General features: G+C 45.0%; 36 protein-coding genes and 1 pseudogene. 3 read left to right on the top strand and 34 right to left on the bottom strand.

Annotation, left to right across the window (positions count from 1 at the left end):
• Positions 1–15 precede the first annotated feature (15 nt).
• Genes ABXR35_RS02140 through ABXR35_RS02095 form a run of 10 tightly spaced genes read right to left on the bottom strand, consistent with a single transcriptional unit; the run spans position 16 to position 6,242 of the window.
• The gene (locus ABXR35_RS02140; protein ID WP_367054788.1) at positions 16–459 is read right to left on the bottom strand and encodes a phage tail tube protein; all 444 of its coding nucleotides are present in this window, start codon (positions 457–459) and stop codon (positions 16–18) included.
• A 3-nt stretch (positions 460–462) separates the two neighbouring features.
• Entirely contained in the window at positions 463–1,815 is a 1,353-nt protein-coding gene (locus ABXR35_RS02135; RefSeq protein WP_367054785.1) for a phage tail sheath subtilisin-like domain-containing protein, read from the bottom strand.
• Positions 1,805–2,053, bottom strand: a complete 249-nt coding sequence (locus tag ABXR35_RS02130; RefSeq protein WP_367054782.1) for a hypothetical protein — start codon at positions 2,051–2,053, stop codon at positions 1,805–1,807. The genes ABXR35_RS02135 and ABXR35_RS02130 overlap by 11 nt, the downstream gene beginning before the upstream one ends.
• Position 2,054: 1 nt before the next feature.
• Positions 2,055–2,534, bottom strand: coding sequence for a hypothetical protein (locus ABXR35_RS02125; protein WP_367054779.1), 480 nt, complete (start codon positions 2,532–2,534; stop codon positions 2,055–2,057).
• The gene (locus tag ABXR35_RS02120) at positions 2,531–3,022 is read right to left on the bottom strand and encodes an HK97 gp10 family phage protein (protein ID WP_367054776.1); all 492 of its coding nucleotides are present in this window, start codon (positions 3,020–3,022) and stop codon (positions 2,531–2,533) included. The genes ABXR35_RS02125 and ABXR35_RS02120 overlap by 4 nt, the downstream gene beginning before the upstream one ends.
• The gene (locus ABXR35_RS02115) at positions 3,012–3,329 is read right to left on the bottom strand and encodes a hypothetical protein (RefSeq protein WP_367054773.1); all 318 of its coding nucleotides are present in this window, start codon (positions 3,327–3,329) and stop codon (positions 3,012–3,014) included. The genes ABXR35_RS02120 and ABXR35_RS02115 overlap by 11 nt, the downstream gene beginning before the upstream one ends.
• Positions 3,326–3,670, bottom strand: coding sequence for a DUF3199 family protein (locus ABXR35_RS02110; RefSeq protein ID WP_367054770.1), 345 nt, complete (start codon positions 3,668–3,670; stop codon positions 3,326–3,328). Before ABXR35_RS02110 ends, ABXR35_RS02115 begins: the two co-directional genes overlap by 4 nt.
• A 16-nt stretch (positions 3,671–3,686) precedes the next feature.
• A complete protein-coding gene (locus ABXR35_RS02105; RefSeq protein WP_367054767.1) occupies positions 3,687–4,040 on the bottom strand; it encodes a Rho termination factor N-terminal domain-containing protein in 354 nt (117 codons plus the stop codon).
• Positions 4,040–4,987 (bottom strand): phage major capsid protein, P2 family, encoded by a 948-nt coding sequence (locus ABXR35_RS02100; RefSeq protein ID WP_367054764.1) that lies wholly within the window; start codon positions 4,985–4,987, stop codon positions 4,040–4,042. The genes ABXR35_RS02105 and ABXR35_RS02100 overlap by 1 nt, the downstream gene beginning before the upstream one ends.
• Before the next feature lie 31 nt (positions 4,988–5,018).
• Entirely contained in the window at positions 5,019–6,242 is a 1,224-nt protein-coding gene (locus ABXR35_RS02095) for an XkdF-like putative serine protease domain-containing protein (protein ID WP_367054761.1), read from the bottom strand.
• 62 nt (positions 6,243–6,304) lie between these two features.
• Between ABXR35_RS02095 and ABXR35_RS02090 the strand changes: the two genes are divergently transcribed.
• Positions 6,305–6,529 (top strand): hypothetical protein, encoded by a 225-nt coding sequence (locus ABXR35_RS02090; RefSeq protein ID WP_367054758.1) that lies wholly within the window; start codon positions 6,305–6,307, stop codon positions 6,527–6,529.
• Positions 6,530–6,565: 36 nt separating this feature from the next.
• Here ABXR35_RS02090 and ABXR35_RS02085 read toward each other — a convergent pair whose 3' ends face one another.
• The 14 genes from ABXR35_RS02085 to ABXR35_RS02020 form a co-directional block, all read right to left on the bottom strand.
• Positions 6,566–7,396, bottom strand: coding sequence for a phage head morphogenesis protein (locus ABXR35_RS02085; protein ID WP_367054755.1), 831 nt, complete (start codon positions 7,394–7,396; stop codon positions 6,566–6,568).
• Positions 7,389–8,861 (bottom strand): phage portal family protein, encoded by a 1,473-nt coding sequence (locus tag ABXR35_RS02080; protein WP_367054752.1) that lies wholly within the window; start codon positions 8,859–8,861, stop codon positions 7,389–7,391. The genes ABXR35_RS02085 and ABXR35_RS02080 overlap by 8 nt, the downstream gene beginning before the upstream one ends.
• The gene (locus tag ABXR35_RS02075) at positions 8,862–10,553 is read right to left on the bottom strand and encodes a terminase large subunit (protein ID WP_367054749.1); all 1,692 of its coding nucleotides are present in this window, start codon (positions 10,551–10,553) and stop codon (positions 8,862–8,864) included.
• The gene (gene terS, locus ABXR35_RS02070; RefSeq protein ID WP_367054746.1) at positions 10,547–11,398 is read right to left on the bottom strand and encodes a phage terminase small subunit; all 852 of its coding nucleotides are present in this window, start codon (positions 11,396–11,398) and stop codon (positions 10,547–10,549) included. Before terS ends, ABXR35_RS02075 begins: the two co-directional genes overlap by 7 nt.
• Positions 11,399–11,437: 39 nt before the next feature.
• Positions 11,438–11,656, bottom strand: a complete 219-nt coding sequence (locus ABXR35_RS02065; protein WP_367054743.1) for a hypothetical protein — start codon at positions 11,654–11,656, stop codon at positions 11,438–11,440.
• 129 nt (positions 11,657–11,785) lie between these two features.
• Positions 11,786–12,397: a Mom family adenine methylcarbamoylation protein gene (locus ABXR35_RS02060; RefSeq protein WP_367054740.1), complete on the bottom strand. Its 612-nt coding sequence runs from the start codon at positions 12,395–12,397 to the stop codon at positions 11,786–11,788.
• Positions 12,394–12,909, bottom strand: a complete 516-nt coding sequence (locus tag ABXR35_RS02055) for a ParB N-terminal domain-containing protein (RefSeq protein ID WP_367054737.1) — start codon at positions 12,907–12,909, stop codon at positions 12,394–12,396. The genes ABXR35_RS02060 and ABXR35_RS02055 overlap by 4 nt, the downstream gene beginning before the upstream one ends.
• Positions 12,910–13,014: 105 nt before the next feature.
• The gene (locus tag ABXR35_RS02050) at positions 13,015–13,683 is read right to left on the bottom strand and encodes a hypothetical protein (protein WP_367054734.1); all 669 of its coding nucleotides are present in this window, start codon (positions 13,681–13,683) and stop codon (positions 13,015–13,017) included.
• Between the two features lie 484 nt (positions 13,684–14,167).
• Complete coding sequence (locus ABXR35_RS02045) at positions 14,168–15,418, bottom strand: GDSL-type esterase/lipase family protein (RefSeq protein ID WP_367054731.1); 1,251 nt, start codon at positions 15,416–15,418, stop codon at positions 14,168–14,170.
• A 4-nt stretch (positions 15,419–15,422) separates the two neighbouring features.
• Entirely contained in the window at positions 15,423–15,809 is a 387-nt protein-coding gene (locus ABXR35_RS02040; RefSeq protein ID WP_367054728.1) for a hypothetical protein, read from the bottom strand.
• A gap of 19 nt (positions 15,810–15,828) precedes the next feature.
• A complete protein-coding gene (locus tag ABXR35_RS02035; RefSeq protein WP_367054725.1) occupies positions 15,829–17,067 on the bottom strand; it encodes a hypothetical protein in 1,239 nt (412 codons plus the stop codon).
• A gap of 160 nt (positions 17,068–17,227) precedes the next feature.
• Entirely contained in the window at positions 17,228–17,509 is a 282-nt protein-coding gene (locus ABXR35_RS02030; protein WP_367054722.1) for a hypothetical protein, read from the bottom strand.
• Positions 17,510–17,726: 217 nt separating this feature from the next.
• Positions 17,727–18,362 (bottom strand): hypothetical protein, encoded by a 636-nt coding sequence (locus ABXR35_RS02025; protein WP_367054719.1) that lies wholly within the window; start codon positions 18,360–18,362, stop codon positions 17,727–17,729.
• Between the two features lie 56 nt (positions 18,363–18,418).
• Positions 18,419–18,898: an ArpU family phage packaging/lysis transcriptional regulator gene (locus tag ABXR35_RS02020; protein ID WP_367054716.1), complete on the bottom strand. Its 480-nt coding sequence runs from the start codon at positions 18,896–18,898 to the stop codon at positions 18,419–18,421.
• A 144-nt stretch (positions 18,899–19,042) separates the two neighbouring features.
• Between ABXR35_RS02020 and ABXR35_RS02015 the strand changes: the two genes are divergently transcribed.
• Together ABXR35_RS02015 and ABXR35_RS02010 are read left to right on the top strand one after the other, a co-directional pair.
• Positions 19,043–19,345: a hypothetical protein gene (locus tag ABXR35_RS02015; RefSeq protein WP_367054713.1), complete on the top strand. Its 303-nt coding sequence runs from the start codon at positions 19,043–19,045 to the stop codon at positions 19,343–19,345.
• A gap of 39 nt (positions 19,346–19,384) precedes the next feature.
• Positions 19,385–20,086: a hypothetical protein gene (locus ABXR35_RS02010; protein WP_367054710.1), complete on the top strand. Its 702-nt coding sequence runs from the start codon at positions 19,385–19,387 to the stop codon at positions 20,084–20,086.
• A 43-nt stretch (positions 20,087–20,129) separates the two neighbouring features.
• Here ABXR35_RS02010 and ABXR35_RS02005 read toward each other — a convergent pair whose 3' ends face one another.
• The 10 genes and pseudogenes from ABXR35_RS02005 to ABXR35_RS01965 all read right to left on the bottom strand — a co-directional run bounded on the left by ABXR35_RS02005 (position 20,130) and on the right by ABXR35_RS01965 (position 25,250).
• Complete coding sequence (locus tag ABXR35_RS02005; protein WP_367054707.1) at positions 20,130–21,149, bottom strand: hypothetical protein; 1,020 nt, start codon at positions 21,147–21,149, stop codon at positions 20,130–20,132.
• Between the two features lie 13 nt (positions 21,150–21,162).
• On the bottom strand, positions 21,163–21,573 hold the full coding sequence (locus tag ABXR35_RS02000; protein WP_367054704.1) for a RusA family crossover junction endodeoxyribonuclease: 411 nt from the start codon (positions 21,571–21,573) through the stop codon (positions 21,163–21,165).
• 220 nt (positions 21,574–21,793) lie between these two features.
• Positions 21,794–21,877: pseudogene (locus ABXR35_RS24050) on the bottom strand (hypothetical protein); the annotation flags it as partial.
• Positions 21,878–21,939: 62 nt separating this feature from the next.
• Entirely contained in the window at positions 21,940–22,071 is a 132-nt protein-coding gene (locus tag ABXR35_RS01995) for a hypothetical protein (protein ID WP_367054701.1), read from the bottom strand.
• A gap of 12 nt (positions 22,072–22,083) precedes the next feature.
• Positions 22,084–23,481, bottom strand: coding sequence for a replicative DNA helicase (gene dnaB / locus ABXR35_RS01990; RefSeq protein WP_367054698.1), 1,398 nt, complete (start codon positions 23,479–23,481; stop codon positions 22,084–22,086).
• On the bottom strand, positions 23,456–23,794 hold the full coding sequence (locus tag ABXR35_RS01985) for a replicative helicase loader/inhibitor (RefSeq protein WP_367054695.1): 339 nt from the start codon (positions 23,792–23,794) through the stop codon (positions 23,456–23,458). Before ABXR35_RS01985 ends, dnaB begins: the two co-directional genes overlap by 26 nt.
• Positions 23,754–24,641, bottom strand: coding sequence for a helix-turn-helix domain-containing protein (locus tag ABXR35_RS01980; RefSeq protein WP_367054692.1), 888 nt, complete (start codon positions 24,639–24,641; stop codon positions 23,754–23,756). Before ABXR35_RS01980 ends, ABXR35_RS01985 begins: the two co-directional genes overlap by 41 nt.
• Before the next feature lie 21 nt (positions 24,642–24,662).
• Positions 24,663–24,866, bottom strand: a complete 204-nt coding sequence (locus tag ABXR35_RS01975; RefSeq protein WP_367054689.1) for a hypothetical protein — start codon at positions 24,864–24,866, stop codon at positions 24,663–24,665.
• A complete protein-coding gene (locus ABXR35_RS01970; protein ID WP_367054686.1) occupies positions 24,863–25,063 on the bottom strand; it encodes a hypothetical protein in 201 nt (66 codons plus the stop codon). The genes ABXR35_RS01975 and ABXR35_RS01970 overlap by 4 nt, the downstream gene beginning before the upstream one ends.
• Positions 25,064–25,067: 4 nt before the next feature.
• The gene (locus tag ABXR35_RS01965) at positions 25,068–25,250 is read right to left on the bottom strand and encodes a hypothetical protein (RefSeq protein WP_367054683.1); all 183 of its coding nucleotides are present in this window, start codon (positions 25,248–25,250) and stop codon (positions 25,068–25,070) included.
• Between the last annotated feature and the right edge of the window lie 2 nt (positions 25,251–25,252).

The following is a 25,252-nucleotide window of genomic DNA, read 5'->3' as shown; positions in this document are numbered from 1 at the left end:
GCACAATGCGCTCTCCTATGCCATGTAATCTGGGAATTGATCGATGAAATCAAAATCAGTTGCTGTACCTTCCAACGTAATATCAATACCGTTGTTATCATCGATCTTTGCAACGATCAGATCCATATCACCATGAATATGAATACCAGTCAGCATGACCCGTTCCCGGTTGCCAGTAATTTTATCTTCCAGAGTACCGGTAATGCGCTCCAGAAACATCGTTTTACCGGATTTGAAAGATTCAAGCAGGCGGTACCGCAGGCGGGATTCCAGTTTGGACATTACCAACTTTACTGTAATTTCATAGCCAGTAAGCTGTTTGGTTTTGGACATACGACCAGCACGAACAATATCCAGATTCTCCGGTTTAAGGATAGCTTCCAGTTCTTTAATCGTCTGAATACGATCTCCATTATCATCTTGTACATCCAGGTTACGGCCAATAAGTTCGCGTTCCATTCGTTACGCCACCTCCCAATCCACATAAAATGCTTCGATAGAATCAAGCGGCTTTGCTTTGAGCTTGTAGTAGCTGTAATCAAAGGCACTGGTCATCGTATCACTTTCTTCAAAACTATAGGTAGCATCAATAGCCTTCTGGTTGGCACGGATCGCCAAATACTCCTTCACTGCACCAATGAAAGTGCCGCGGCCATCTTTATCATTATCCAAAGTGGCACGGAACTTTTTGGCTGTCGAATTGATATCGTTCAGGATCTGATCAATGGTCATGGATACCCGAATTTTTCCGAAGTCTTCCCGTTCCCCGTCACCCAACGTACTCAGCGTATTGATCGCCTGCTCAATAATGTAATCATACCCATCACGAGTTGCCATCAGTGTACCTTCAGCCAATCCTTTTAGGACTTCCGATTGGCTCCAGTCTTTTGCTGCAGATGTCATTGGAACTTTCACACCACTGAATGATTTATTAGCTGGCGTACCTGCGACCAGACCGGCAACCCATGCTGCCCACTGAACGGAATCATAGTATGTTCCATTCGTGTGTGTGCCAGCAATGCTGTTGTTAATCACATAGCGAGCATTCATTGTGCGGCTGCGGGCGTTGTGCGCCTCAATGTCGTCATCTGTCAGCTTATCGCCAGCAATAATAAGGTGAGCCAACTTGCGGCCTTTGGTGCGGCGATCCAGCAGCCATTGTTTGCAGGCGGCTTGCACCGGTGCTTCTGTTGATGGCAGATACATTGCATCGAAGTCCAAACCGAAAACAGCATTAAAAATTTGCGTCCACTGTCCGGCTGGAATAACGGCCGTACCTGTGACACCCCCAGCAAGCTTGGCATATTCTGCATCTGTCAGAGCAGCAGCGCCAGTGCTCTTAAAGCGGATCATGCTGGACTGCTTGAGCTTGCTGACTGCCTCGGTCTTGTCCGCCACCAGATAGGATTCGTTCGGGTAGATGGACTTGCTATCACGTACCAAGATCTCCTTTTTCTTTTCATCGATTAGGCTGGTACGAATACTGACTTCAAAATCATTCCCACGCAGGCCCGGGTACTTCGCTTCAAAAGTGTAGCCATCTGCAACAGCCAGGGTTGATTTTTTCTCAGATCCATTGGTCACTCGGTATCCGATCAGGGTTGCCCCGTTCTCTGCAGCCAATTCCAATACTGGAACCAGCAGGCCTGTTTCCAATGTACGCTCCTGCGTGTCTGCCATATCTACTGGCATATTCGGTTGTCCCCACTCAGCCTGATATGGAATTAATACACGGCCGCTGCTCGCAATTACCCGAGCAATCGCCTTAGCATGCAGGTCTACATATGCCCCTGCTCGTACACGTTCAATCGACATTTACAATTCCCTCCTTTGGCGCTTCAACTGCTGGTGCAGCTGCTGCCGTTTTCGGTTTAGCCTTTGGGGCAGGTGTAGCATTCAGACCCAAGTACTCATCCAGCCGGACACTGACTTCTGCTTTATTCAGCAAAGCATCCTTTGGCAAATCAAAAAGAGCACCAGCCACTTCAAAGCGTTCAGCCTTGAGCGCAGCAGCACTCTCAATCCATTCCTCTTTTGTTCGTTGGTCCGTCAATTCAGAACCCCTCGCTTTCAATATAAAATTCGTTTATCTTCTCAACCGGCTGCCCATTACTATTTGTACTCAGTTTCGGTACATGGAATAGATATGAATACCGGCACGTCAATTCTGTTTTATCTCGGTGATTGCGAACCGAAGGGGGTTCCAGTATGAGCTGTACAGCATACTTTGCAGATACAAGACAGTAGCGGCTTTGTCGCAGGCTTGTAATTAAAGGTTCCAGATCAAATGGAATAGGTTCCCCTTTGTTTGCACCGTCTTTCTGCTGATCATGGTGAAACACCAACCCGACATCTTCAATGATTCGGACAGCACCCGGGGTATGTGTCCGTTCCGAAATAATATCTGTTTCGATATAAACGCTCGGCCGAGAAAACTGACCAGTTTGCCAGGTAGACTGATCTCGGATGATCGGAAGCTCTGGATATAATCGGCGAATCAGTTCCGCCCAGGCCCGTATTGCAGCATCCATCATCGAAGCATCCTCCCTAATTCAACTTCCAACCGGTGCAACATAAATGTATTCATACCTCCCCGGAAATCATTCACAGCAATATCAAAATAATGACGACCGATGAACGTCCGTGGCTTCGCCATAAAACCAGTTTTGGACCCGGGATCATATACGAATGATCCGCCGCTATTCCAATATCCGGGAACAAAGTGTTGCTTGGTAATCGTGTAGCCGTCATTGAGCAGCTGCGCATAAGGCAAGTTCGATCCGATCTCAAGCGTAACTGCATTACGATCCACATCCCAAGTCCATACGTTGTTATCTCCACCATGACTGAAACTGTTCCACATTGCACCAGTGTCAATCAGATCCTGCCGCGCAATCTCATCAATGATTTGATTGAGCAATGCTTCCCCCATTGCTTCTACGATATTGTGTAGAATACGCTGCATCCCTTCGCGGCGGATATAGTCGATTCGTCGATATAGACCAGCAAAGTCATGAATCATGTCCTTTCACCTCTGCAACCATCGTTATTTGTAATGAATACCGATGTGGGTTAATGTCGATCACCAGAAAACGCCCCCCTTGCAGCAACACTTCATCTCCGCGCTGCACGTCCGCTTTAAGCGGCAATCCAACTTTCTTGGTAATTGTCCAAGTCACAGGCTTTTCATCCGTCTTACTGCTGCTGGAGACACTCACAATCACACATTTATATTCTCCAACAACTCCCGGCTTTGGCACTGTAAATTCTCCATCCTGTTGTGCAGTGATTCGGATGACTTGGAGCGGTGTGCGAAAATGATGTTTCACAGCAACATCACCGTCACATTGCCGTCGCCGTCTCCCTTCTGCTGCTGAACCCACAGATAAAGGATGTTGTCTACATCCATATTACCGGTGGTCTTTCCGGCCACTGCTTGCCGGGTATACGTCCAAGCCCCATCTGATTCAGATGCGTAATTACGGGCAACGGCTGTCAAATATTCGTCACTATCCTGAAGTGCCAAAGATTCTGCAAGCTTTACCCAAGCAAGTGTAATCGTCTTATCTGGCAGCTCTGGGAACAGCATAGGCAGGTACAATTCAATGCGAATTTGTGCATCATCAATATATTGCTCCAGCAGCTCGTCAGTAGCTTCCTGCACCGGCATAACCCGGCTACGTGCTCTAAACTGTTGGGGCGTCAGCATAAGGGTCATTGGCTTGCAGTGCAGCCGGCTCTTTGTTGTCAGACTCGAGAACAGCCAGTGCTTCAATCAACTGCTCTTTATCCATTGTGCTGTAGCCTGAGATTTTTGCTTCTTTGGCTTTTTCTTTCAGTGCAGTCAGAGTCGGCTGCTTATCAACTTCAAGAACCGGCGCAGGGGATGTCCCTACAACCGGCTCTACTTTAAAATTTTTTTCTTCTTTCAGCTTTTCTGCCAGATCAGTGTCTTCGATCAGTTGAATCTTTCCAGCTTCAAATCGCACGCCGTACTTATGCAAAGATGCATTTTGACCAGTGAACATTACTTTATACATCAGAATTTCACCCCTTCTACCATTGCCACAGCGGCTGGTTCTTCAAAAATGGAATCCATGTCTGTGTGAATAGCATAGAAGCGTTTGTCTCCCCATACAGCTTCTTTGCCTTCAGTCGTTTTACGAATGATAATGTCATACGTATTCACCAACAAGAAGTTCGGTTTGTACGTAAAAAGGATTGTTCCTTCTGGCATGTGTGGAACTTCTTCCACTTCATAGCTGTTGATTTTGTTTTGAGCACCCATGATTTGAATTTGCACTGAAGCACTCGTATCCATCTTGGCAAGATACTCCAAACGTTGAGAATACGTATTGGGATGCATGAAGTACTTAAAAATACCGCTGGCACGAAGTCTTGTAGGGATAGCACGCTCCAAGTTGAACAGAACTCCCATTTTTTCCGCGTCTGGCAGCGTACTCCAATCGATGTAATTACCTGTGATACGTGCTTTTTTCAACCAACCATCATTGATTTTCAGGAAGTCATAGTCTGGATCAGTGTTTGGAGTACTCTTGTCTCCGTTAAAGCCCAAATCCTGCATATTCTCCCCGAAATTCCGGGTCATACCTTGCATAATGATATCTTCATAGTCTTGACCGCGAACCCGCTGTTCTTGACGGATTTGTTCTTCAGTAATATCCCATGGCAAGATGATTGGCTCTGTGGAGTAAGGCACGCTGCTCATTTTCGGTTCTGCACCGTTTGAAACTGGCACGTTCTCTTTTTTGCTTCGCAAGTTACGACCAGTCACACCAATTTTGTCAATTGTGCCGCTAGTAGAACGGCGGGTTACTGTGCGAATCCCTTTCAGAAATTCAGTAGATTCATATGCCATTTGCAGAAATTCATCTACCTCTCGGTAGTTAAGCGCTGTTGGGTCAGATGCCGTAGTAATAGTTGACTTACGAATGTTGTCTGCTACAATACTGCCATTATTTCTCATTGAATATTATCCCCCTTGTTATATGGCCAGATTAAGCGAATCGGCCAAGTGTGCTTTTGGATTTTTGAATCTGTTCGTCACTTTCTCCGCCCTGGCTTGAACCGCCGCGGGCATTCTTCATCAGTTGCACTTCATCGGCCAGGCTTTGCATTTGCTCCGTCAATGGATTCATAGCTTTGGCAATAGCTTCAGTGAGCGCAGTTTGTTCTGGCGTAGCGCCTTCTTCTTGCGGATCGCTTTGATCAGTGCCTTCTTCTTTTTTCAGTTCTGTTACTTGCGCAGCCAGGTCACCTACCTGCTTAGCGATAGGTTCCATAGCAGCCGCTACTGCCTTTGCAATATCTTCTGGTTTCAAATCGTCTTCCTCCTTGCCCTGCTCATCATCTGCAGGTACTGTTTTATTTTTAAGTTCTGTCAGTGCAGCAAGCGCATCATCAATATGCTGCATATTACCGGTGGAAATTTTCTTCCCTGCCTTGGCAATTTCTTTAGGTGGTTTCCCGATTGCTTTTACAATATCGTCTTGGACCAAAACGCTCTGAGCAATATCAACGAAGTCTTGCAATGCTTCCCGGATAACAGTAGGATCGTCTTCCATGCCGCCTTCCCAACTACTCCAACGAAAAAGGACCGAGTTCAGGGCATCTTGTGCAGCCCAGAATTCTCGCTCCTTTCGATTCCTATTGTATTTGTCAGCAACATCGCCTTTTTCGATAATACCGAGTGCTTTAGCAATCCGGCTGAGCAAACCTTTTGAAACAGGCTCTTCCTGAAACTCAATTTCTTCCCGCTTACCAATACCCCACATGGAAAAGCCAGTGATATCACCCTTCTTGATCGCATCCCAAGTATCCGCGTCAGTCACTTTGACTCCGGCCACCCAAGAGCCTTTAGCAATAACCTGATCGCCGATCGTCATTTCACATGGGGCAATATAGGATTCCACTACATATCCTTTATCCGCATCTAAATCATGTTGCTTATCAATGTTGTAGGTGTGCTGATCCTGCATGAACAGATGGGCTGCCTTCTCGATCTCGTCAGCAGTCATTTGATCGTCATGAGCATCCGATGTGTCCGGCTGATATACCACGCCAAGCACAACTTGTTTATCCTCGTCCGTTTTGGCAATGCGGATTTCTTTCTGAATAGGCACTTTCCCTGCTTCCTTAATGATCGCAAAAGGTACACCATTTGCCCCTTTATCAACCAGCGAAATGTGCGTAATCTTTGCGTCTTTCAACTTATAGCCCATATTTTTATTCACCTCCTCTCATCATTTTGGTATACTTACTTTATTGTGTATTGAGGTCAGCTTTGCTGGGGTCACCTGTTGCTCTCCTTCCTATGGTTGGCGGTTATGCTATTTCAGCAATTGCAACTTATATTGCCAATAAAAAAGCATACAAAAAAACCGTATATTCAAAGGGGGCGTTGCCTATGAAAACTAGGGTAAAAAATGAATTTTCAATTATTGGAGATTCTCTTTATACAACAACTGCCAACCTTTCTGTAGGAGTAGCCGGCAGCTTGTTGGCCTGAATACACAAGAGACCTGAGTCAAATTCAGGTCTTTTTCTATTCCAGCACAGCTTGCGTGGTACAACGGCAGTTTGCAATCTGCTTTGCACTACCTGCTGGATCACCTGGATGCATGAGCTTTTCCCCACCAACAGTAAAAGGTTCGTCGACATTTACAATCTGACCATTAGCCTTGCGGTGATCTTCACGGGTACGCTTGCCACCTGCTGCTCTCCATTTTTTCTTTTTAACAACCTCTGACTGCATCCAGCCTTCTTGCTTACCGCCATTCGCAGCCGCTGTCGTCATAGTTCTTGATATACGTACAGCTCGTTGTGTGGAGAACGGTCCTTCTTCGCCATTCGCTGCTTGGGCACTGACTTCTTTCACCAGTTGTGCCCGCTCTGCCGGGGTCTTACCTGTCTCAATGGCAGATTTGAATGTACGCAGCATCGTATCTATACCTGTTGCATTCATATCAGGCACCAGATTCTTCAGTTGCTGGACAAAAGCAGATGCGCGTTTACTTTCTTTTTTCCAGACCTTCTCTGGATCAAAGGCGGTTAATTCTGTCTCACCAGCCAGGTCAAACAGCGGCGTGAAGCTATCGTATATCGTTTGTTCAAACTTAGCTTGAAATAGTTCACCGGCACTTACAGCCAGCAATACTTTGAACAATTCCCCTTCATCAACCAGATGTTCTTCTGCCATATTCCCAATGGCTTCCTTCACTTCATTGCCCTGCTGCTCCAGCAGTTCAATCAATGCATCTTCACCTTGCAGATAAAGTTCTTCTAGTACAGCTCGTTCAGCATTGGTAAGATCCAGACTATCCAAAAACTCATCATCATCCGCCTTGGCAATCAGTGACCAGCAGGTATCACACATGGTTGTCTACCTGATCAGCCCCATGTTTTAACAAGCGCTTGGCAATACTGACTACTTTGTTTTGCAAATCGTCGGTGTCCCCTGCTGCTGTCGTACCTACAGGAATCACCTCAGGCTGTTTGTTCAGCAGATAAGCAATCGGTGTATCCAAATATTCCTCCGAGTACTTGGCTTCGTCGATCGTTGTTCCCAGCACATCTTCTGCGATCGGGATAAGGTGACGAACCAACATAATCCCATTGACTGCAATGAAGTCCAACAGTTGCCGGCGTTCATCTGGATCAACGATCTTTGCTCCACGCAGTACCGCCTGTACCCGGAAAATACCGAGCGCCGGGAATATTCGCTTATTAAATATTTCATCCATGATCCATTTGCGATATGGCTGGAAGATTTGCTCTTCAGCAAACTGCAGTGCAGATTCAGCAGTTGCCCGGTTATAATCCGAACTCATACCTACCAGAATCGGCGGCAACCGGAAGGCAGACAAGATATCTGCTTTCTTTTCCTTACCGTATTCCAGGAATAACGCATCTTCCTGCAGCAGGTCATTCAGCTTATCTACCTTGATTTCTACCTTCTCGATTTTTTCATCGATTGGCCCGCCGGTTTTTTGCCCTTTAGCTTTCAGGTAGAGGATACCGGATTGGGAAGAACTGCCCTTGATCGTTTTCAGAGCTTCAATAGATTCAGGGGTCAGTTCACCATTGATTACGGTGAGCAGCATGGACAACATCCGCCCATTGCTGAAATAGTTCACATTCAGTTCTTCTGCTTCTCTACTCCCGAGTATACCCGGTGCATGACCGAACCAGCGCGGCTCCCCATAGGTACCATCCTGACCCAGCCGAAGCGGGATGATTTGGTTTCCATCGCCTTCAGTGCCGAATAGTCGGAACCAGACGATTTCATTGCTGCGGCTCATTGCATATTTGCGGACATATACTTCCTGGGTAAACTCCTCAATTTGCTTCGTGGACTTGATCATTACTTTGCGTCGCACAGTCGCTTTCGTGTTTTCTCGAGTGTACCGAATATAGTTCGGTGACATCCGGTAGAGTGTAGGGAACTCGCTGCCGGTCGCCCATGCTACTTCCACATTCGTCATGCCGTAGGTTTCCAAGTCCTCAATGAACGAACCAATCAAAGACTCGATACCCGGATCTAGGCTACAGGTTTCCAAAAAGCGTTCTGCCTTGTTCCATTCTTCCTTGGCTGTCTGGTCACTCTCCCCATCTGTGTATTCCAATGTCACACCGTAACCAGTGATGTTCCGGCGATATGCCTCAATACATTGCGGAATAATATTGCTATTCTTGACCAGCAGCCGACATGATCCGGGATCGGTACCAAGTTCAAACGGCACCAGCCCATTCACATCATATCGATTATCGAAAACGTCGCTAATTTGCGTGCTTGACGGTACCGCCGCCTTATTAATATCAATCCATTGCACATCACTCATCTATAACCACCCCGTTTCTCCTGTGTCGTGTTGTACCGCAGCTTGCTGATGCTCGCGCTGCCGTTCTTCGTACCATTCGAACCATCTGCCGGATACCTGCCGGATTTGCAACGCAATGGAGTACGCCAGCACTCGGTCATCGTGGCAGCCGCTGTCAGCCTCAATCTTGCCATGATTATCGATCAGTGTCATACACTCACCATACAGTTCCGGACAGTGAATGATGTACAACTCATCCCGGATGGCTTCCTTGAAATCACTCATCATAACCGGACGTGTCGCAGGGTTGGTGTTCCAGCCCAGCCGCCCCTTCTTGTGCAAGAATAGTAGCGGATAATGACAGGCATTGAATAGTGTATTCAGCACAGATTCGCCAGTGTTATTGTTCTCTACTGCCAGCAGTGCCGTATTGTAATAAAGCCCCAAGGTATTCAGCTTTTTGCCGTATAGGTCAGTATCCCATTTCCCATGCAGAGCCGCGCACATTTCTCCTGTACGCTCTTCTATGACATACGCAGCATCATAGTCACCATCCTCGGTACCCTTCGCTGTATCAGCCGCCAAGATATACCGCTTGCTGGGCTCCGGTTGCTGATAGATGGTAAGCTCCCCAACGTGTGAAGGAACGATCTTGTTTTTGACAAAATCAATTTCAAAGCGGCTGCCGATTACGCGGATCGCATCCCGCAGACGCTTGATGAATTTGTTATCGAAGATCGATTCTCCAGACAGCAAGAAGGCAACGTCTGGCTCAGAAGGATATTCCTGATCAAACTGCCGGGCATCCCCACCGCAGTCATTCCGAATCGTGTACCGGCGCCACTGCAGCTGCTCATCATCCAGATTATATTTGTCCTTCAGTTCTTGCTCTTCATCCGTCAGTTCGAAGCCAGGCGGTACCGATTTGCGGTAGTCCGGCATTTCAAACCATGCGAAAAAGAGAGGGATAAAGTCATTCTCCCCTCTCACTGCTGCATCCCATAGCTGCTTGAACTCTTCCATACCGTTTGCTGTGGATTCAATAATCCCGATGCTACCTGATTCTTTAGATAAAGCAGCCAAAAGCGACAGCAGATGCCGCTTCTTTTTCTTGGCTGGCCAGAATGCCACTTCTGATGCATGAAGGTAATGAATAGTGTCTGACCGGGCAAGTACCCGGCTTTCCGCCGTTTGCACAGTGATCTTTGATTTCAGCCCGGGATTCTTCCGGCGGTCTACCGTGCGGATCGCAGGATTTTCAAAGGTCAGCTTTCTGGCATTGTTCTTACGGCTCATTGGTTGGATCATGGTCGGTACACGTTCATAGTAGAACTGGAACATATCATACAAGTTGCTGGATGCATCTGACGACTGAGCGACAATAAAAGCATTCTTGGCTTCCTGTAAGGATGAGAAGTAATAAATGATTGCTTCTGTAACCGTCGAGAATCCCATCTGCCGAGCTTTCAAGATGATAATGCGTACTGGTTTACCTGAGGCTATATCATGGAAAACTCGTTTAGCATAGCGGCGCTGCGCATCGTTCAATTCAAGCGGAACAACCTTACCTTGTTTGTTTTTGATCTTGAGCATACGAAAGCAGAATAACTCAAAATCAAACAGGATACCTTTCAGTTCTGCCAGCTTGTCTGGACGTGTTTGCAACTTCCGCTTAATCCGCCGCTGATGCTCCTTGGCAAGTGCGATTACCATCCTAAATCATCCCCATCGTCATCTTCCAATTCATCTTCTACCTCTCCCCTGCCCAGCACCTTGTATCGTTCTAGCTCCATCCGTTCGCGTGCAAGCTGTATCTTTTCCTGCTCCAAATCCATATTAGCGATTTGATTAATCAACCGTATCTTCTTATCTCGGACTTTGGTCAGTGCATCTTCTTGCTTGAGAATCTTATCCAACTTCGGCAGCTCCACTGTGGTGATCTCCGTCACCTTCATGCCTTCAGTCGTGACAGGTACTGTAATCACCTTCCCAGTTTTGGGGTTGGAATGCTGAACCTTGTCCGTCCGACTCATCAGTTCCTGCTTGATCTTCCGCTCATGATCAGTCAGCCCGGCTTCCAACTGCTTAATACGTTTTAAATGACGGCGTTCCTGAATAGTAAGCATCGCCAACTGTTCTTCTGCCTGTACCCGCGGATCAGGGTTGATGTTCGCGAGCATCTGCTGTTCATCCTCATCTAGAGCATCCAGGAAGACTGTTTCATAAATCCCATGAATCAGAGCATTCTTATTACGAAATGGCGCGCCGCCGCCCGGATTACCGGCTGCATTCTTATTGCCTGGTGGTGCGCCGCCCTTATTGCCTGCTGCATTTCTGTTACCTTTCGGAGCCCCAGCGTTACCTTTGCTTTCAGCCGGAACGTTACCATTGACGTTACCATTCAAAGCATCCTGCCAGCGGTCTTGGGATTTCCATTTCCGCACCTGCTGTTCACTGATAGAAAGAGCAGCAGCAATGTCCTTTAATTTCATTTGCCCGCCGCTATCCAGCCACATCTGTTTTGCCTGGTCGCGTTCAGGCCGTCGCTCTCTTGCCACTACACTATCACCACCCCCAAGAATAAGAAAAGGATGGGCTCATATCAGCTCATCCTTCCGTATTTTGATGTCCAGCTCAATCAATCGTTCCAAATCCTGAACGGTATCCATCTTGATTTTGCCTGCTTGCAGATCTTTAACCCACTGGGCAATTCCTGCCCGTATAATCTTCTGATATTGCGTCAGGGCTTCACTGTGTGCCTCAGCCGCTTCTATAATATGTTCTGGTAGATTGAATTGTTCGTTTGCTGTTCCCATTGCGTACCCCTCGGCTTTCCCTTATGATGGAATCCGAGACAGTGGCTTATACTACCGTGGCCACGGACTTCCACTGTCTCTGCCGGGGGATACCCTGGCCGAAAAGGGGGACGTTAGCGCGTTCCCCTTTTATTTTTTCGGATAGGGTTTACTCAATGGCAGTATATGCCGCCGCATTTTCTTATTAAGTGGCATCAGGTACTTATGCTTTCCATTCGTTTGATAGGCTTCAGCACCCGGATCAACATGTTCACGGAGCCATTCCAGACGTTGGCTGCCCGTTCCATACCTGGAGTGAATGGTTTTAGGATGTATTCTCTTCCCATGCAAGATGAAATAACGTTCCCCGTCTGTCTTACCTTCATATATCCAGTTCGTCGCTTGATAGATGCCGCCATGATGATCCTGTTCCAGATCGGAATAACTGACGATCAACTGCACGTTCGGTGACTGCTCTTTAAGGAAACGAATCGCCTTTGCCAGAATTTCAGATACAAATGAATGATGCTTTGTCAGGGCAACACGGGTTAGCTCACAGCATTCCTTCTGTGTCAGCCCATACGGTGAGCCTATGCGGTTATTTGCGCCACGGCTGAAGATTACAACGCCGATGAACTGCCCGTCCTCCCAGGCACCAATCTTCACTGATTTACCAGCAGGCAGGCTGCGGCTGTAGTGAAAGTTCTCGCAGGCGAATTTTGCAGCTTCATAGGTGGCCCAAGCTACTTTTAGTTCAGTCAATCGTGTTCAAACTCCTCTCCGCAGTGTGGGCAGGTAACAAGCTTGGAACTGAGGACACCCAAGTCGCCTTGATCATCTGCCGTGCCTTCTTCGAATAAAGGAATCTCTACTTCACCGATAAGCTGCTTCAATTCAACTTCATCAAAACCAGTCAGGTTCAAATCTAATCCGGTTGTTTGCAACTCCTGCAGCACATCAGACAATTTCTGTTCATCCCATCCACCGCCGACTTTGTTCAGTGTGATATTAAGGATGCGTTCCTGCTGCTCATCCAGATCAACCACGGATACCGGCAGTTCGGCTGCGCCTATTTCGTGAACCATAATCTTATACCGCTGATGTCCGCCGACCATGTTCCCAGTACGTCGGTTCCAAATGATCGGGTCAATATATCCGAACTCAGCAATGCTGCGCTTCAGCTTCTCATATTCGGAGTCGCCAGGCTGCAGATCGATACGAGGGTTATATGCAGCTGCGTTAATTTGATCTATTGAGAGTGTGATGATTTCCATTTCATATATCCCCTTTCAGCAGTTGATTGAGTTGAGTTTGTTTTGGATTTTTGGACAAAGAAAAAAGCATCTCATTTATGTAGAGATGCTTTCGGAACCCAACTTTTAGGGGCGATATGTTAATCCTTTTTTGTATATAAATCCTCCACCTACGGGTTGAATAAGTAGTGTATCTATTTCTCCACCAACAGTAGGGAAACGTGGTTCAAATCGTAATTGTTCAATCGTTGTTCTAATGAGATGTCTGGAATAGTCAATAGCATCTTGAATATTCATAACTCTAAACTGAGTTTGATATGTGCCAGTAGTTAATCTGTTCGTAATCTCTATATCTCCCAACCATGTAGCAGTATACATAAGTTCTTCAGTTTCTTGTGTGGTATTCAATCGTTTGACTGTAAATTCCCCTTCTTGATTGTCTATTGCATATAAGTGTTGTTCAGCATCTTCATACCCTGCTACCATAAATATAAGATGGCCTTGTATATTTAAAGTACTAATGTACAAACATAAAGCATCAGCCACACCTTTCATAAAACCATCAGTTTGGTAGCTCTCTGCAATATGAGTACTCATCAGTTCAAAAGTTTTAATGTAATGCTCTATGGGCATATCATCAATATAAGCTTGACCTGATGTAGCAATTCCAACTCGATCAAATAGTAAAAAGACTTTATTAGTTGCGTCAGATACAATGTAACTGTTTGATGAAGTTCTACTATCTCCTGACATTACTATACCCGTTGGTATATTCACTATAGTAATTAATGTCATATAATTTCCTCCTAAATAATGTGATTAATACTATTTCCACATTCAGGAAGTATTTACCTTCTGACAAATGGGTCGGCTACAAAATTGCTGCACTCCATCCCATTTACCCCATACACAACCTTTACACTTCTTCGGCTGCCTCGGCTCCTTGATATGAATAACCTTCTTCTTTCTCCCCATGAAATCACCTTTCGTCATAATATCAGGCAACAAAAAAAGTCACCCATGGAGTGACTTCATGTGCGATATGTAGAACCGGACGTACCGGCTCATTATGTTTACGCATTTAAAAGCATTCGCCCCTGCGGAGCGACGCAAAATTGCTGCGCTCTTTGCTTTAAAAGCATACGTACTTTGTAACTATGGAGGAAGAACAACACCATTTTACTGATGACCCTAAATCAAGGTCAATCACTGGAATGGTTCTGTACTCCGATTTGATTCTATAAATCACTGTTATACTGCATCAATCTCACTCATTCAATTATTTGGAGAATGACAGACTGTTTTCTTTGCGGACCTGTGCACGCTTGATCCAGAACTTCCCGCTGGATAGATACGTTTTGAGTAGCGGTCGCATCCGGTCTGTGCCCGCAGATACATTGAAATTTTGTGTGCGGATCAGCATAGTGCCTTGCGGTACCATTCCTAAGTCTGGATTGCTAGATTCATGATGCAACCCATTATTTGTGGAAAGAACCTTGCCGGTGCTGTTCACTCGGCAGAGTGCCCCAAAGGTAATGCCCTGAGTGATTGCTGCTGCCGCATCGTATTCCACTTCAATTTCATGATATACCAAATCATTATCCTGATAGACTGCCGCTGTGCCGCCGGTTGGGATATTCATAATGTCCTTATAAAAATCCACACTACTTGTTGCATCGCCCCCTACCATTTCGATCTGCAACATTTCACCCGGCAACCCATCATTACGCGGAACCTTAGATACAGTTACAGTACCAGTGCCACTACCGGATACGATCCAGCCATCAGCTACTGTTCCTTTTGCTGTACCTGCTGCCGTACCAGAAGATCCAACCATTCCGCCGTTTCCGGTGAGATTGAACGGATCACCTTTGCTCAGCCGCATCGTAGAAGCCCTCATTGGTATATGTTTCATCATTTCATTGGCAATGATCCGACCTTGCATGCATGCGCCTTTTGCAGATGGATGGGTACTGTCTACTGCATTTACAATCGCTGTGCCTTCGGTACCCATCAACACATTACCGATGTCTACCAGATAAATGCCCGGGGTACGAGCTGCATATTCAATCAGAAGCTCATTCAATTCAAAATAAGCTTTGATTTGCTCCGGTGTGGTCCATGAAGCAGATGGTGGAAGTGTAGGAACGATAACCCGAATCCCATTATTCAAGCATTCCTCATACATGTACACATTGTCATTGAAAGTATCGAGTGCTTTTTTACTTTGCGAGATGTTATTGGTTCCTGAATCAATATAAGCCCAAGCAGGTTTAGCAGCCGTGAGTTTACCAATGCGTTTACGAATCTCATCCGAGCGTTGTCCACCCACTGCATTATTGGCCACAATCTTAAATGACTGTCTCATGAAGATATTCGCCCAAGTGACAGCCCCGCGGTCAGACAAGTGATTGCTGACATTATTGTTCGCTGCTTTGCTGTCCCCTTCAATGATCATCGTGTCACCTGCCATTGAAAGCCCACGTAGTCGCTTTGCTTCCTTCAATGCTGCATATGCTACATCACTCATAGGCTCACCCCTTCACGTCCACAGTAACAGCACCACCGGTTACATTGGTCAATTCCAATTGCAACTCATCAAGCAAACCGATGTCCAAACGCCACGTTTCATTCATGCCCCCAAACGTAGCCAGTGTGCTGTCTGCCAGCCGATAACCATTCAGAGCGGTTACCACTCCACCTGGCGCTTTTCCTTTGAAATTAACGGTCGCTGCGGTCGCTGTACCATAGATAGTCAGCAGTACTGTTTCTTTCGTCCCTACAAGCATTTTCCCTGTAGCAGGGGCGGTTGCCGCTTTATCGATCACTGTTTTTGTTTCTGATGAACGTACTTGTTGAGTGAACAAAGGATTTGTTTCAGAAACAGGATTGCTCCGTCCCTTCACGAATTGCCAAAGCATTATTCAATTCCCCCTCCAATTAAAAATGAATAAGATTACCTTCAATCCTGATTTTGCGCGGCAAGTCTGGCGAAAAGACATTGGTGACTTCATTATTTGGGCTTTTTGAAATACTGATTAATGCAGCTGGCACAATGCCCTGCTGCCCCTTTGAGAAAACGACACGATCAATTCGGGATTTGGTAACCCCTTGCCGAATCCCTGCTGGGTCTTCCTGATAAAACATAAAGATAGCATCATCTACACCCATATAATCTGTCACTTCCAGATTACGCAGCAAATAGCTTTCCGCATTAGAAATCAGGATGCCGTCTTTCGTAGCACCTTTCAGGACTACATTTTCAAACACCAACCCCGTTGCTGGACCGAACAGATCAGGGTCAAGCGTATTGTATGAAGTCAGCCACTGCTCGTTATCAGTGCAGCTGCCATTCCTGAAGATGGTGCCGGCTGTATGACCAATACTGATCGCTCGACCGCCACCTGTAATATCAAACCCATCTACCAGATGATCTCCACCTTTTTCAAAATGAATGCCTGATCGTTCGGCATTTTTGACAATGGCTCTGTAAATTCTGACCCCCGTGCAGTTGGCTCCAGCAATCCCCAATCCTTTATTGTCTCCCTTGACCGCTCTAGTGATGACAGGATCTTCGATAAGCACATCGCGGAATCCACACATTGGGGCATTGAACTCTATACCGTCCCCAGGGTTCTTCTGACCCGCATGACCATATTGGAACCGGCGTAGGGTTGCCCCGACTCCCAACGGCTCTCCTGCGTAATCCTCGCCGTCGAAAACACGGTAATTAGGGTTCTTCCGCTCGTTTATCCCATCATCATACAGCCAGCCATAACCCAGATTGCCTGCGATCGTTACATCTTCAGCCAAGACGTTATATGCACGGGTTTTACACAAAAAGGCTGTACGCGGGTTGTCTCCATTCACGGTAATACGCCGGAATATGTTATCACGACCGTTAACGATCTCTACTACAGGATTCTGCGTTACCCCGTCTGCAGACAAATTGCCTTGCCGAGATTCGATAGTGATGTCTTCCATTCCGGTGCCATCACCATGTACCAAATGTGCTGCATCTTCAAACTTAATCGTTCCATGCTTAACATTGACACCAGACCGCCAGTCAATCCGACCCTTTACCCAGACCGTTCCACCAGCCAAATCAACTTCTAAATCACCAGATGCTGCTGAATCAATCGCAGCCTGCAAGGTTTGGCGATACTTTATGACTGCCATACATCACCTCACGAATAGCGTTCCACTGACGGAATCGAACCGCCCCACTGGCTATGCCAACTCATCCACCGAGTTCTGGGAACATCATAACAGACCGGCTACAGATCCCGGTCTGTTTATACATGCTTGTTAAGGATAGTATCTTCTGTGATCGGTGCGACTACTTCAATTTTGCTGCAACTGCTTTTACATGAGCCGGAATGTCACGGCCGAACTTTTCTGTCAGTCCGCCATCCTCGGCAATGGTGATAACCAGCTGCTCATATTGATCGCCTGCTGGCACAACCGGATAACCGTATGCATGCTGCGCTAGGAATGCTTCGACCTTGCCAGTTGCCGCGTCTTTTTCTGCTTCCTTTTTTTCGCTCAGAACATGCAATACACGTCCTGCATCCAAGAACGCGAATCCACCATTGATTACTGCTTTTGCTTCTGTTGCCATTCTTCCATTACCTCCCGATTTATATGTGCAGGAAAATCGGATCGTTGTTTCACCGTAATAGAAAAAGGCCAGCATTAGATGCTGACCTGAGCGACGAGGTATTCATACCTCATCGGTGTTCCTATTCGATTTTCCATGATATAAATTTACCATAGGAAAAGTCTAGTGAAGTATCATAAAGCAGCCAAAAATCAAGCATTTTGTTTGCAAAAAACGTTCATTTATTTTTCAACACTCTAATTTTATAATTCTTTTGCTCTTTTTCTTTTTTTTCAGAATAAGCCTGTGTAACAACATTAAGTAATATAGAAATATTTTTAGTTGATCTAAAATACTGCCACCCTACTATTATTACAGCGATACCCAAAAGACTTAAGGAAAATGAATGAAATAAAGTAATACCTAATGTTGTACGAGCTTGATCTATATTTTGTAATAAGTTTTCTGCGCTTTTTTGTTTTATTTCTAGATTTGTAAGATCTGCTTGTTCTAAAATTAACAACTTTTCATTCATATCACTTATACTTTTTTCAGCCCTATCTCTTAGTCCAATAGAATTATTAAGTATGAATCCTACAATGGTAGTTCCTACAGCCATAATTGATATTACTGGTGCCAACAGCTTGAGTTGATCATAATCACCTTCTAAATCAGTTTTTAGATCACTTAATTCTTTTGATGAGTGTTCTTCTATCAATTTTTCCTTAATTATCTCAATATTTTGTAAATCAAGGTTGAACTTCACCTGATACCATTTTGATTTTAAATTAAATTTGTTTATTAAATATTTGATCGAAGTATTGTATCCATCAAATTTTTCCGATTTATTTTTTTCTTGTTTCTCCTGCTTCATAGTATAAAGCTCCTCCAAAATTATTTATCAAAGTAAAAGACCAGCTTTCGCTGGTCTCATGATACCACATTGTGATGTCTTTCTGATTCACTCCACACTATTAATCTTAGTCTGGTTGCCAGCAAGAATATTGCTTCCTTCTTGATCCGTCTGAAGGTACTATCAGACAGTCCCATTTCACCACAGCTGATATAATCAAATTCGCCTTCATCGTCCAAATAGCTCCGCTGAATAATTTCTCTCTGTTGGCTATTCAGCCGGTTCATGGCTTCCGTTAATTCTTCATCCTGCCGTTGCAGCCTAGCTTCAGTATCGACATTCCAAATTGCAATGCGTTCAGTTTGTTTGTTGATCTCATTGGTCGATCCGTGCTCCCTCGGACTGTATCCCTGCGTAATACTTGCTTCACGCCGCACAAATCCGATCTGCCGGTAAAGCCGGACCTCTTCAATATATTCTGCTACTGCTTGGCGAGTAGCACTTTCGTCTGGTGCCAGCGCACACATTTGTACAATATTTTTACGCCTTTTTCCCATCTTCCGATCCCCTCACCTGTTATAATGGTTGGTGAGGTTGTTTTTTGAATTGATCCCCGCGGACCCGGCCAAGGATAGCGGGGATTTTATTTCGAAACGCTATCTATCTATCTTTCGTATATATTTAATAGAGGTGTATAAATCATGAATTTAAAAAAAGTGTGGCAATGGATCAAAGTTTCTTACTTAATAACCTATTTTATATTTATAATACTTTTCATTTTTTCCTTGGGTGTCATAATGTATGGAACCTTGATAAATAAAGAACTGCTTACCAACACAGTTACTATGAATACCATTGCATTAATATTAGGTTTAATTTCTTTACCGGGAGCTTTTATTCAACTCCTTTCTATACCGCAAATAAACGAAAAAAAGAAATTTAAATTAGAGTGTAAATGTCCGAATTGTCGCCAGCTTATTGAAATAAAAATGATTGAAGAATAAAAGGGTTCTTGTTATGAATATTTTGATAGGAGAAATCATATGCAGACTACTCCCATAAATGAGTTATTAAAAAACCAAGATAAATTAGAAGGTTTTTTGTTCAAAGAAAACTCTTCAACAAAAATTATAAATGCTAAATTTAGACTTTTTTTAATTATTCCAGCTTTGATACTTCTTTTATCAGCTTATATATTCATGTTTCTTTCCATGTGGCATCCCCAAGTCATGCTTTGGTCAATTTTATTATTTTCTACAATGACAGTAACCCTTATTCTAATGATTCTGAACTCAATACTTTGTTATAGACACCTTTTAAATAAATATCCAGTATATACCATTAAATATGATCTGCTTGTAAATTATTCTTCATTTTTTAGAGCATATAGAGCAGAACAACTACGACTACACCGTACTCAATTTAAAATAGATTCGTCTAACATAGACAATTATATTGAATATTATGAAGCTCAATGGAGCGAGAAAAACCAAAGTAATTGGGGAAAATTTGGTATCCTAGCAATTATTCTTTTACCTATATGGAATGAATTCGTAGGTAAAAATATAACTGAAAAACTCGACTCAAAATTATTAATAATAATCACATTGGCTTTTGCTATCGCCATAATCTCAATATTTTTTAGAACGATGATCCAAGCCTTTTTTTTTATAAATATAAATAAAAAGAAAGACATAGTAGAAATTCTTAAACTGCTAAAAAGAAGCTTTAATACCTCTGCTTGATTTAAATTAAACATAAGCCACCTTTAAAGGTGGCTTATGTTTTTTAAGCAGCACCATTATTATCAATCATTTGGCGTGCAGCACGTTTCTTGTAGAGTACCCAGCTATTTTTGAGCTTACTACTATTCACTTGCAACTCCTTAGCGATATCAAGCCAAGACTTACCTGTATGACGTTTTTCCAAAAGATCAGGGTAGTTAAACTCAATATCTGGATACATAGGCTTGTGCGTCAAAATGAACTGCTCCAGTTCCTCGCGATCAATCTCTGACAGTTTAATATCTGTTGCATCTGGAATGGCATTGTCATTAGACTGTGAGTTGTTCTGTTCGTTTTGCTCATCTTGCATACTTTGCTGTATCCAGTCTGGCAGCTCATCCTGTAGATTCGTTGTTCCAGTAGCATCTGCTGGCTGATCGTCAGATGCTACTTCCTGTTCAGGATCGGCTTCTACTTGCTCTGGCTCAGATTGAGCTTCTACGACAGGTATTGAAGGTTCATTGCCTTCGCGCCATTCATTCCACTTTTGAGCCATCGGAGCAACACGGCGGCGGTACTCTTCTACCATTTCAGCCAGCTTGCCGCTGCTGACACCCAGTTCAGTAGCGATACGACTATAGGTTTCGCCTTTGCTCAGTCGATCATGGATCGTATAGAAGTCATACTGCAGGTCATCATATTCCGGTGCCAAGCTTTCCAGAATGAAATCGACAATGACTTGCAGATCAATACTTTTGGATTTGTCTTCAATTTTCAGTTTCTCCGGCGGCAGTCCCAGCTCCATCTCGACTTGTTCACCTTCTTCAGGTGTCACTTCATGTACAACACCGGTGTCATCTACGCGATATTGTGTAATTGGCTTGGAAGTACGGGCATTGATTTGAACGTTATAGCTGACCACAGTAGAAGCAAACTCAGCCTCCACTTTTTCACCAATCATTTCGTGAAGCATTTCGATACGTCCGCGCATTTCATGTCCTGGTACCAGCAACTTAATTTCGATGTCACCATCACTTTTCAGATTTACTGCCTTCACTGTTGGCTTGAAATTGATAAATGCCATATCCCTATCCCCTTTATAAAGTTTGAATTTTGACTTCGATACGCGGGCGTGTGCTATACCGCTTCCGGGCAAACACTTCAACAACCTGGCTATCATCCTTCCAGATGACACCTTTCAATGCATCTTTGACGCCTTTCAGGTAATTATCCACGTCCGGTTTAGTTGTCGGCTTAATCTGCCCAGCCTCCGCTGCTGCGGTTTTCTTGTTGCTGAATGATTTCGGTGTAGAACGATAAACGGTAAGCATCATACTGAGTGGGCCTTCCAACAAAATTTTTGGCGCATGTGCTGAAGCAGCCAGTCGTACATAGTCCTTATAATCGCTTGACTTGGCTGGATCATACATACGGATGTGACCGCTGACTGTGCTTGCTCTAGGTCTTCCTTGTGCGACCGGTTCGCCCAGTACTGTGAATTGAATCATTGCCTTTCTCCTTCCGTTGTCCATGCAACACCTCATAATCGAATGTGAACACTTCACCAATCACTCTGCCGCGATCCGTAAAGGTCATCTTATGCCGGTGCCCAAATATGGCATCAATCTCTTTCATCGTATGCTCCTTCCATCAGTACAGTTACCAGTTCTAACCGTTCGATCATGTCCAATCGGCTGTCGCAACTCACTTCGATGATCATGTGCAGCATCATACGTTTATGGTCTTCTGATTGCCTTTGTGCTTGTGCTGCAAGAAAAGCTTTGCTGCCGTCTTACCAGTTACTAGCCAGTTATCAGCATTAACTTTTGGATTCCATCAAAGTCTTTTCAGCGCGTGTGGGGCGTTTTAAACGATTACGTTTCCCCATAGTCGTCACCATCCTGTTTACAGCTTTCACAGTAACGCGGATAGCCCGGCGATTCTCCATCCAAAAACTCGCCACATTGTTCACAAAGCGTTCCATCAAGCATCATCTCGGCACTCATAGATTACTCTCCTTATCCGTATCGTTTTTTCATTTCTTTTGCCGATTGCGCGGCGAACATATCTGATTGAACACGTTCGTAATTGACGAATTTATTAAAGTTTTTCAGGAACACCAGCTCAACGGTTCCGACTGGACCGTTACGTTGCTTGGAGATGATGATTTCAATAATATTTTTCTTTTCAGTGTCCTGATTGTAATAGTCATCCCGATACAGGAAAGCAACCACATCTGCATCCTGCTCGATCGCCCCTGACTCGCGCAGATCGGACATCATCGGGCGCTTGTCTTGACGTTGTTCAACACCGCGGCTGAGCTGGGACAATGCAATAACTGGAACTTCCAGCTCACGAGCAAGTTGCTTCAAAGTACGTGAGATTTCGGATACTTCTTGCTGTCGGTTCTCGCCGGGCTTCCCCCGACCGGAGATAAGTTGCAAATAGTCGATCACGATCATACCTAGCCCCTGATCTTTTTTGAGTTGTCGAGACTTTACACAGATATCATGCACGGTCAATGCAGGCGTATCGTCAATGTGAATGTTTGCTTCGCCGAGTACACCTGCAGCTGTGGCAAGCTTGCTCCAGTCTTCTTCGGTGAGATAACCGGTTCGCGCTGCGCTCGCATCAATATTACCTTCAGCATTGATCATGCGCTGAACAAGCTGTGTAGCGGACATTTCTAGACTAAAGATTGCGACCGTCTCATTGGTGTGTACAGCGACATTTTGTGCAACGTTCAGGGCAAATGCAGTCTTACCTACCGATGGGCGGGCAGCGACGATAATCAGGTCACTTCGTTGGAATCCGGCAGTCATTTTGTCTAAGTCAATAAATCCGGATGGTATGCCAGTTGTGTTGCCGCGGCTCTCATACTTATTCTCAAGCTGATCAACAACTTCCATTACAACTTGCCGGATTGGTCGGAAAGACTGCTTCGTGGTTGTTTGCTCAGATAAGCTATTTGCTGCCTGTTGCATGTTGGCAGCCAACTCTGCCGGCTCTGCCCCTTCAAGTGCCCCTTCGATTTGCTCTTTAGCAGCTCGTATGGCATCGCGGCGTATGCGCTGTTCATGCAATATGCGGATGTAGTGATCTGTGCTTTCCACACTCGGTACCGATCCTGCCAGCTCACTGAGGTATGTGACACCACCGACATCAGTTAAACTACCATCAGCGTGCAACACACCGGATAACGTAACAGTATCGATAGGTTCTCCAGCATTAATCAACTGTTGCATACTGGTATAAATGATCCGGTGGCGTTTGTCATAGAACGCATTAACTGGTGTTTGTGAAGCTTGTACAGATTCCAAAGCTTTACCGGTTTTATCGATAATGAGTGCGCCTAATACTGCTGCCTCTGCCTCATAGTTTTGCGGCAGCTCAATGTTTACCAAAAAGTCGATCACGTAATGCCTCCTTCATTCCGGCAGGGGGTGGTGCTGCTCGAGTTGCCCATTCATCCTGTTGTCGAAAAAATGTGGCTGTGTCAGCTTTAAGCTGCTCATGTTCCTGATCCGCTGTATACCCTTTGCGTATATCCGCAATCTTCGGTGGGAATTTGTCAGTCAGGATGTGTTGTTTCACATTCGTAAGCGCTTGGTCATATGGCATATCAGCCAGATAATTCAAATGGTTATCAACACTGCCTGAGCTGGTGTCATAACCGGAGTACGCTTGTTTAATGGCGATAAGGAGTTGTATGACTTCCGTTTTGTTCACGTTCCTGCTCCTCTCTCAGCATTCGTTGCAACTCATCAATACTTTGTTGTTGCTTAGTTGGACGCTGCGTCGGACTACCAATGGCGACAGACACGTGCGGCACCGCATCTGTTATGAGTTCCTCCTGTTGCAACTTCGTCCACTCGTCATAGCAGCGAGGGACGCAATACGTAATACTCCTAATTTCATCGCGTTTATGCTTCGGTTTGTAATTGTCAAAGGATTCGTTGATTACTCGAATGATCAATTGAGCGGGTAATCCATCAGCGAGCATTTGCTTGATTTCGTCATAATCAGTTGGACTAACAGAAAGCCCTTTTCCGCGTCGCTGACAAAAGTGCTTTTCGATTTCGTTTACTGGATCATCAGAAGCAGCAGCAGAAGCATTAAATATAATATCTTTATTAGATCGGTAGTTTTCTTCCGATCTCTCGGTAGCCAGATCGGTAATATTCTTCCGATCACTGGGGTTGAGATCGGTAGTTTGTTTCCGCTCTCTCCCCTCAGTTCGGTAATTTTCTTCCGATCTGTTTTTATACTTTTTAGATTTTTTGACACTGAATATCAGTCCATATGGAGCACGCTTCGCTTGAATATATCCATGACTTTCTAACATTTTGATCCAAGAACGAATCGTTTTATCAGTGACACCGAACCGATCCTGTAGATCACTGATCTTGACCGGTTGCCCTCGGAGTACAATGCCCCACACAGTTCCTTCTTCCTCGACTTCCTTGGTGGTTGAACTGATACACCAGAGGAACAACCAGATCGCGCTGCCTATATTTTTATAATGTTCTGGTTCCAACAATCCGGAATACATCGGGAAAGGGTAACTGTCAGACATTCACTCATCCCCTCGTTCACCTTAAATTGATCGTTCCCGTTTGATACGCTCTTGCCATTCCTTTTCAAACCCGCAGTGCCTAGCAGCCAGTTCATAATGCCGACGGCCAAGCACAAACGATACATATTTGTCACTGGAAGCCTCGTAGTACATCCCGTTCAGCGGTGGCTTTTCATTCAAAGATTCATCGATAGATTCGATAATCCAGAAATCAGAGTAGTTCATAATAAGGTCACCTTACTGTTTTGAATGCCGAGCTTTACCTGTTCAGCAGCCTGTTGCCAACCCTGTCGAAATACTTTACTAGGGTCATCATTCAGCTCCAGTTCCAGCGTCACACTCGCATCCGCACGGATTGTTTGAAAGTTACCTACATTCTTTGTGAAACCCACAGATACAGTAATCTGCGTCAGTTTCGCCATGCGATTAACCCCTCTCGTCTTTCAAATAAATGAATGGGCGCTTTGCCCGTACAACTTTGAATTTGGGGTAACCTTTAGCGAAATAAGCTGTGACTTCTTTCTTGAATTGTTCAGGATCGGTAGTCATCAAATCCCATATCCAGTCTGCCACCATGCTTTTCAACAATGGCTTACCATCATCAATCATTG

It is taken from the genome of Paenibacillus sp. JQZ6Y-1 (assembly GCF_040719145.1).
Taxonomy (GTDB): Bacteria; Bacillota; Bacilli; order Paenibacillales; family Paenibacillaceae; genus Saccharibacillus; species Saccharibacillus kandeliae.
This window is presented reverse-complemented; position numbering and strand designations above follow the sequence as displayed.

Excerpts from the sequence above, each read along its gene's own strand:
- ABXR35_RS02140 (WP_367054788.1), bottom strand. The coding sequence starts at position 459 with ATGGAACGCGAACTTATTGGCCGTAACCTGGATGTACAAGATGATAAT.
- ABXR35_RS02135 (WP_367054785.1), bottom strand. The coding sequence starts at position 1,815 with ATGTCGATTGAACGTGTACGAGCAGGGGCATATGTAGACCTGCATGCT.
- ABXR35_RS02125 (WP_367054779.1), bottom strand. The coding sequence starts at position 2,534 with ATGATGGATGCTGCAATACGGGCCTGGGCGGAACTGATTCGCCGATTA.
- ABXR35_RS02120 (WP_367054776.1), bottom strand. The coding sequence starts at position 3,022 with ATGATTCATGACTTTGCTGGTCTATATCGACGAATCGACTATATCCGC.
- ABXR35_RS02110 (WP_367054770.1), bottom strand. The coding sequence starts at position 3,670 with ATGCCGGTGCAGGAAGCTACTGACGAGCTGCTGGAGCAATATATTGAT.
- ABXR35_RS02105 (WP_367054767.1), bottom strand. The coding sequence starts at position 4,040 with ATGTATAAAGTAATGTTCACTGGTCAAAATGCATCTTTGCATAAGTAC.
- ABXR35_RS02100 (WP_367054764.1), bottom strand. The coding sequence starts at position 4,987 with ATGAGAAATAATGGCAGTATTGTAGCAGACAACATTCGTAAGTCAACT.
- ABXR35_RS02095 (WP_367054761.1), bottom strand. The coding sequence starts at position 6,242 with ATGGGCTATAAGTTGAAAGACGCAAAGATTACGCACATTTCGCTGGTT.
- ABXR35_RS02085 (WP_367054755.1), bottom strand. The coding sequence starts at position 7,396 with ATGTGTGATACCTGCTGGTCACTGATTGCCAAGGCGGATGATGATGAG.
- ABXR35_RS02080 (WP_367054752.1), bottom strand. The coding sequence starts at position 8,861 with ATGAGTGATGTGCAATGGATTGATATTAATAAGGCGGCGGTACCGTCA.
- ABXR35_RS02075 (WP_367054749.1), bottom strand. The coding sequence starts at position 10,553 with ATGGTAATCGCACTTGCCAAGGAGCATCAGCGGCGGATTAAGCGGAAG.
- ABXR35_RS02065 (WP_367054743.1), bottom strand. The coding sequence starts at position 11,656 with ATGGGAACAGCAAACGAACAATTCAATCTACCAGAACATATTATAGAA.
- ABXR35_RS02055 (WP_367054737.1), bottom strand. The coding sequence starts at position 12,909 with ATGGAAATCATCACACTCTCAATAGATCAAATTAACGCAGCTGCATAT.
- ABXR35_RS02050 (WP_367054734.1), bottom strand. The coding sequence starts at position 13,683 with ATGACATTAATTACTATAGTGAATATACCAACGGGTATAGTAATGTCA.
- ABXR35_RS02045 (WP_367054731.1), bottom strand. The coding sequence starts at position 15,418 with ATGAGTGATGTAGCATATGCAGCATTGAAGGAAGCAAAGCGACTACGT.
- ABXR35_RS02040 (WP_367054728.1), bottom strand. The coding sequence starts at position 15,809 with ATGCTTTGGCAATTCGTGAAGGGACGGAGCAATCCTGTTTCTGAAACA.
- ABXR35_RS02035 (WP_367054725.1), bottom strand. The coding sequence starts at position 17,067 with ATGGCAGTCATAAAGTATCGCCAAACCTTGCAGGCTGCGATTGATTCA.
- ABXR35_RS02030 (WP_367054722.1), bottom strand. The coding sequence starts at position 17,509 with ATGGCAACAGAAGCAAAAGCAGTAATCAATGGTGGATTCGCGTTCTTG.
- ABXR35_RS02025 (WP_367054719.1), bottom strand. The coding sequence starts at position 18,362 with ATGAAGCAGGAGAAACAAGAAAAAAATAAATCGGAAAAATTTGATGGA.
- ABXR35_RS02020 (WP_367054716.1), bottom strand. The coding sequence starts at position 18,898 with ATGGGAAAAAGGCGTAAAAATATTGTACAAATGTGTGCGCTGGCACCA.
- ABXR35_RS02015 (WP_367054713.1), top strand. The coding sequence starts at position 19,043 with ATGAATTTAAAAAAAGTGTGGCAATGGATCAAAGTTTCTTACTTAATA.
- ABXR35_RS02010 (WP_367054710.1), top strand. The coding sequence starts at position 19,385 with ATGCAGACTACTCCCATAAATGAGTTATTAAAAAACCAAGATAAATTA.
- ABXR35_RS02005 (WP_367054707.1), bottom strand. The coding sequence starts at position 21,149 with ATGGCATTTATCAATTTCAAGCCAACAGTGAAGGCAGTAAATCTGAAA.
- ABXR35_RS02000 (WP_367054704.1), bottom strand. The coding sequence starts at position 21,573 with ATGATTCAATTCACAGTACTGGGCGAACCGGTCGCACAAGGAAGACCT.
- ABXR35_RS01995 (WP_367054701.1), bottom strand. The coding sequence starts at position 22,071 with ATGAGTGCCGAGATGATGCTTGATGGAACGCTTTGTGAACAATGTGGC.
- ABXR35_RS01980 (WP_367054692.1), bottom strand. The coding sequence starts at position 24,641 with ATGTCTGACAGTTACCCTTTCCCGATGTATTCCGGATTGTTGGAACCA.
- ABXR35_RS01975 (WP_367054689.1), bottom strand. The coding sequence starts at position 24,866 with ATGAACTACTCTGATTTCTGGATTATCGAATCTATCGATGAATCTTTG.
- ABXR35_RS01970 (WP_367054686.1), bottom strand. The coding sequence starts at position 25,063 with ATGGCGAAACTGACGCAGATTACTGTATCTGTGGGTTTCACAAAGAAT.
- ABXR35_RS01965 (WP_367054683.1), bottom strand. The coding sequence starts at position 25,250 with ATGATTGATGATGGTAAGCCATTGTTGAAAAGCATGGTGGCAGACTGG.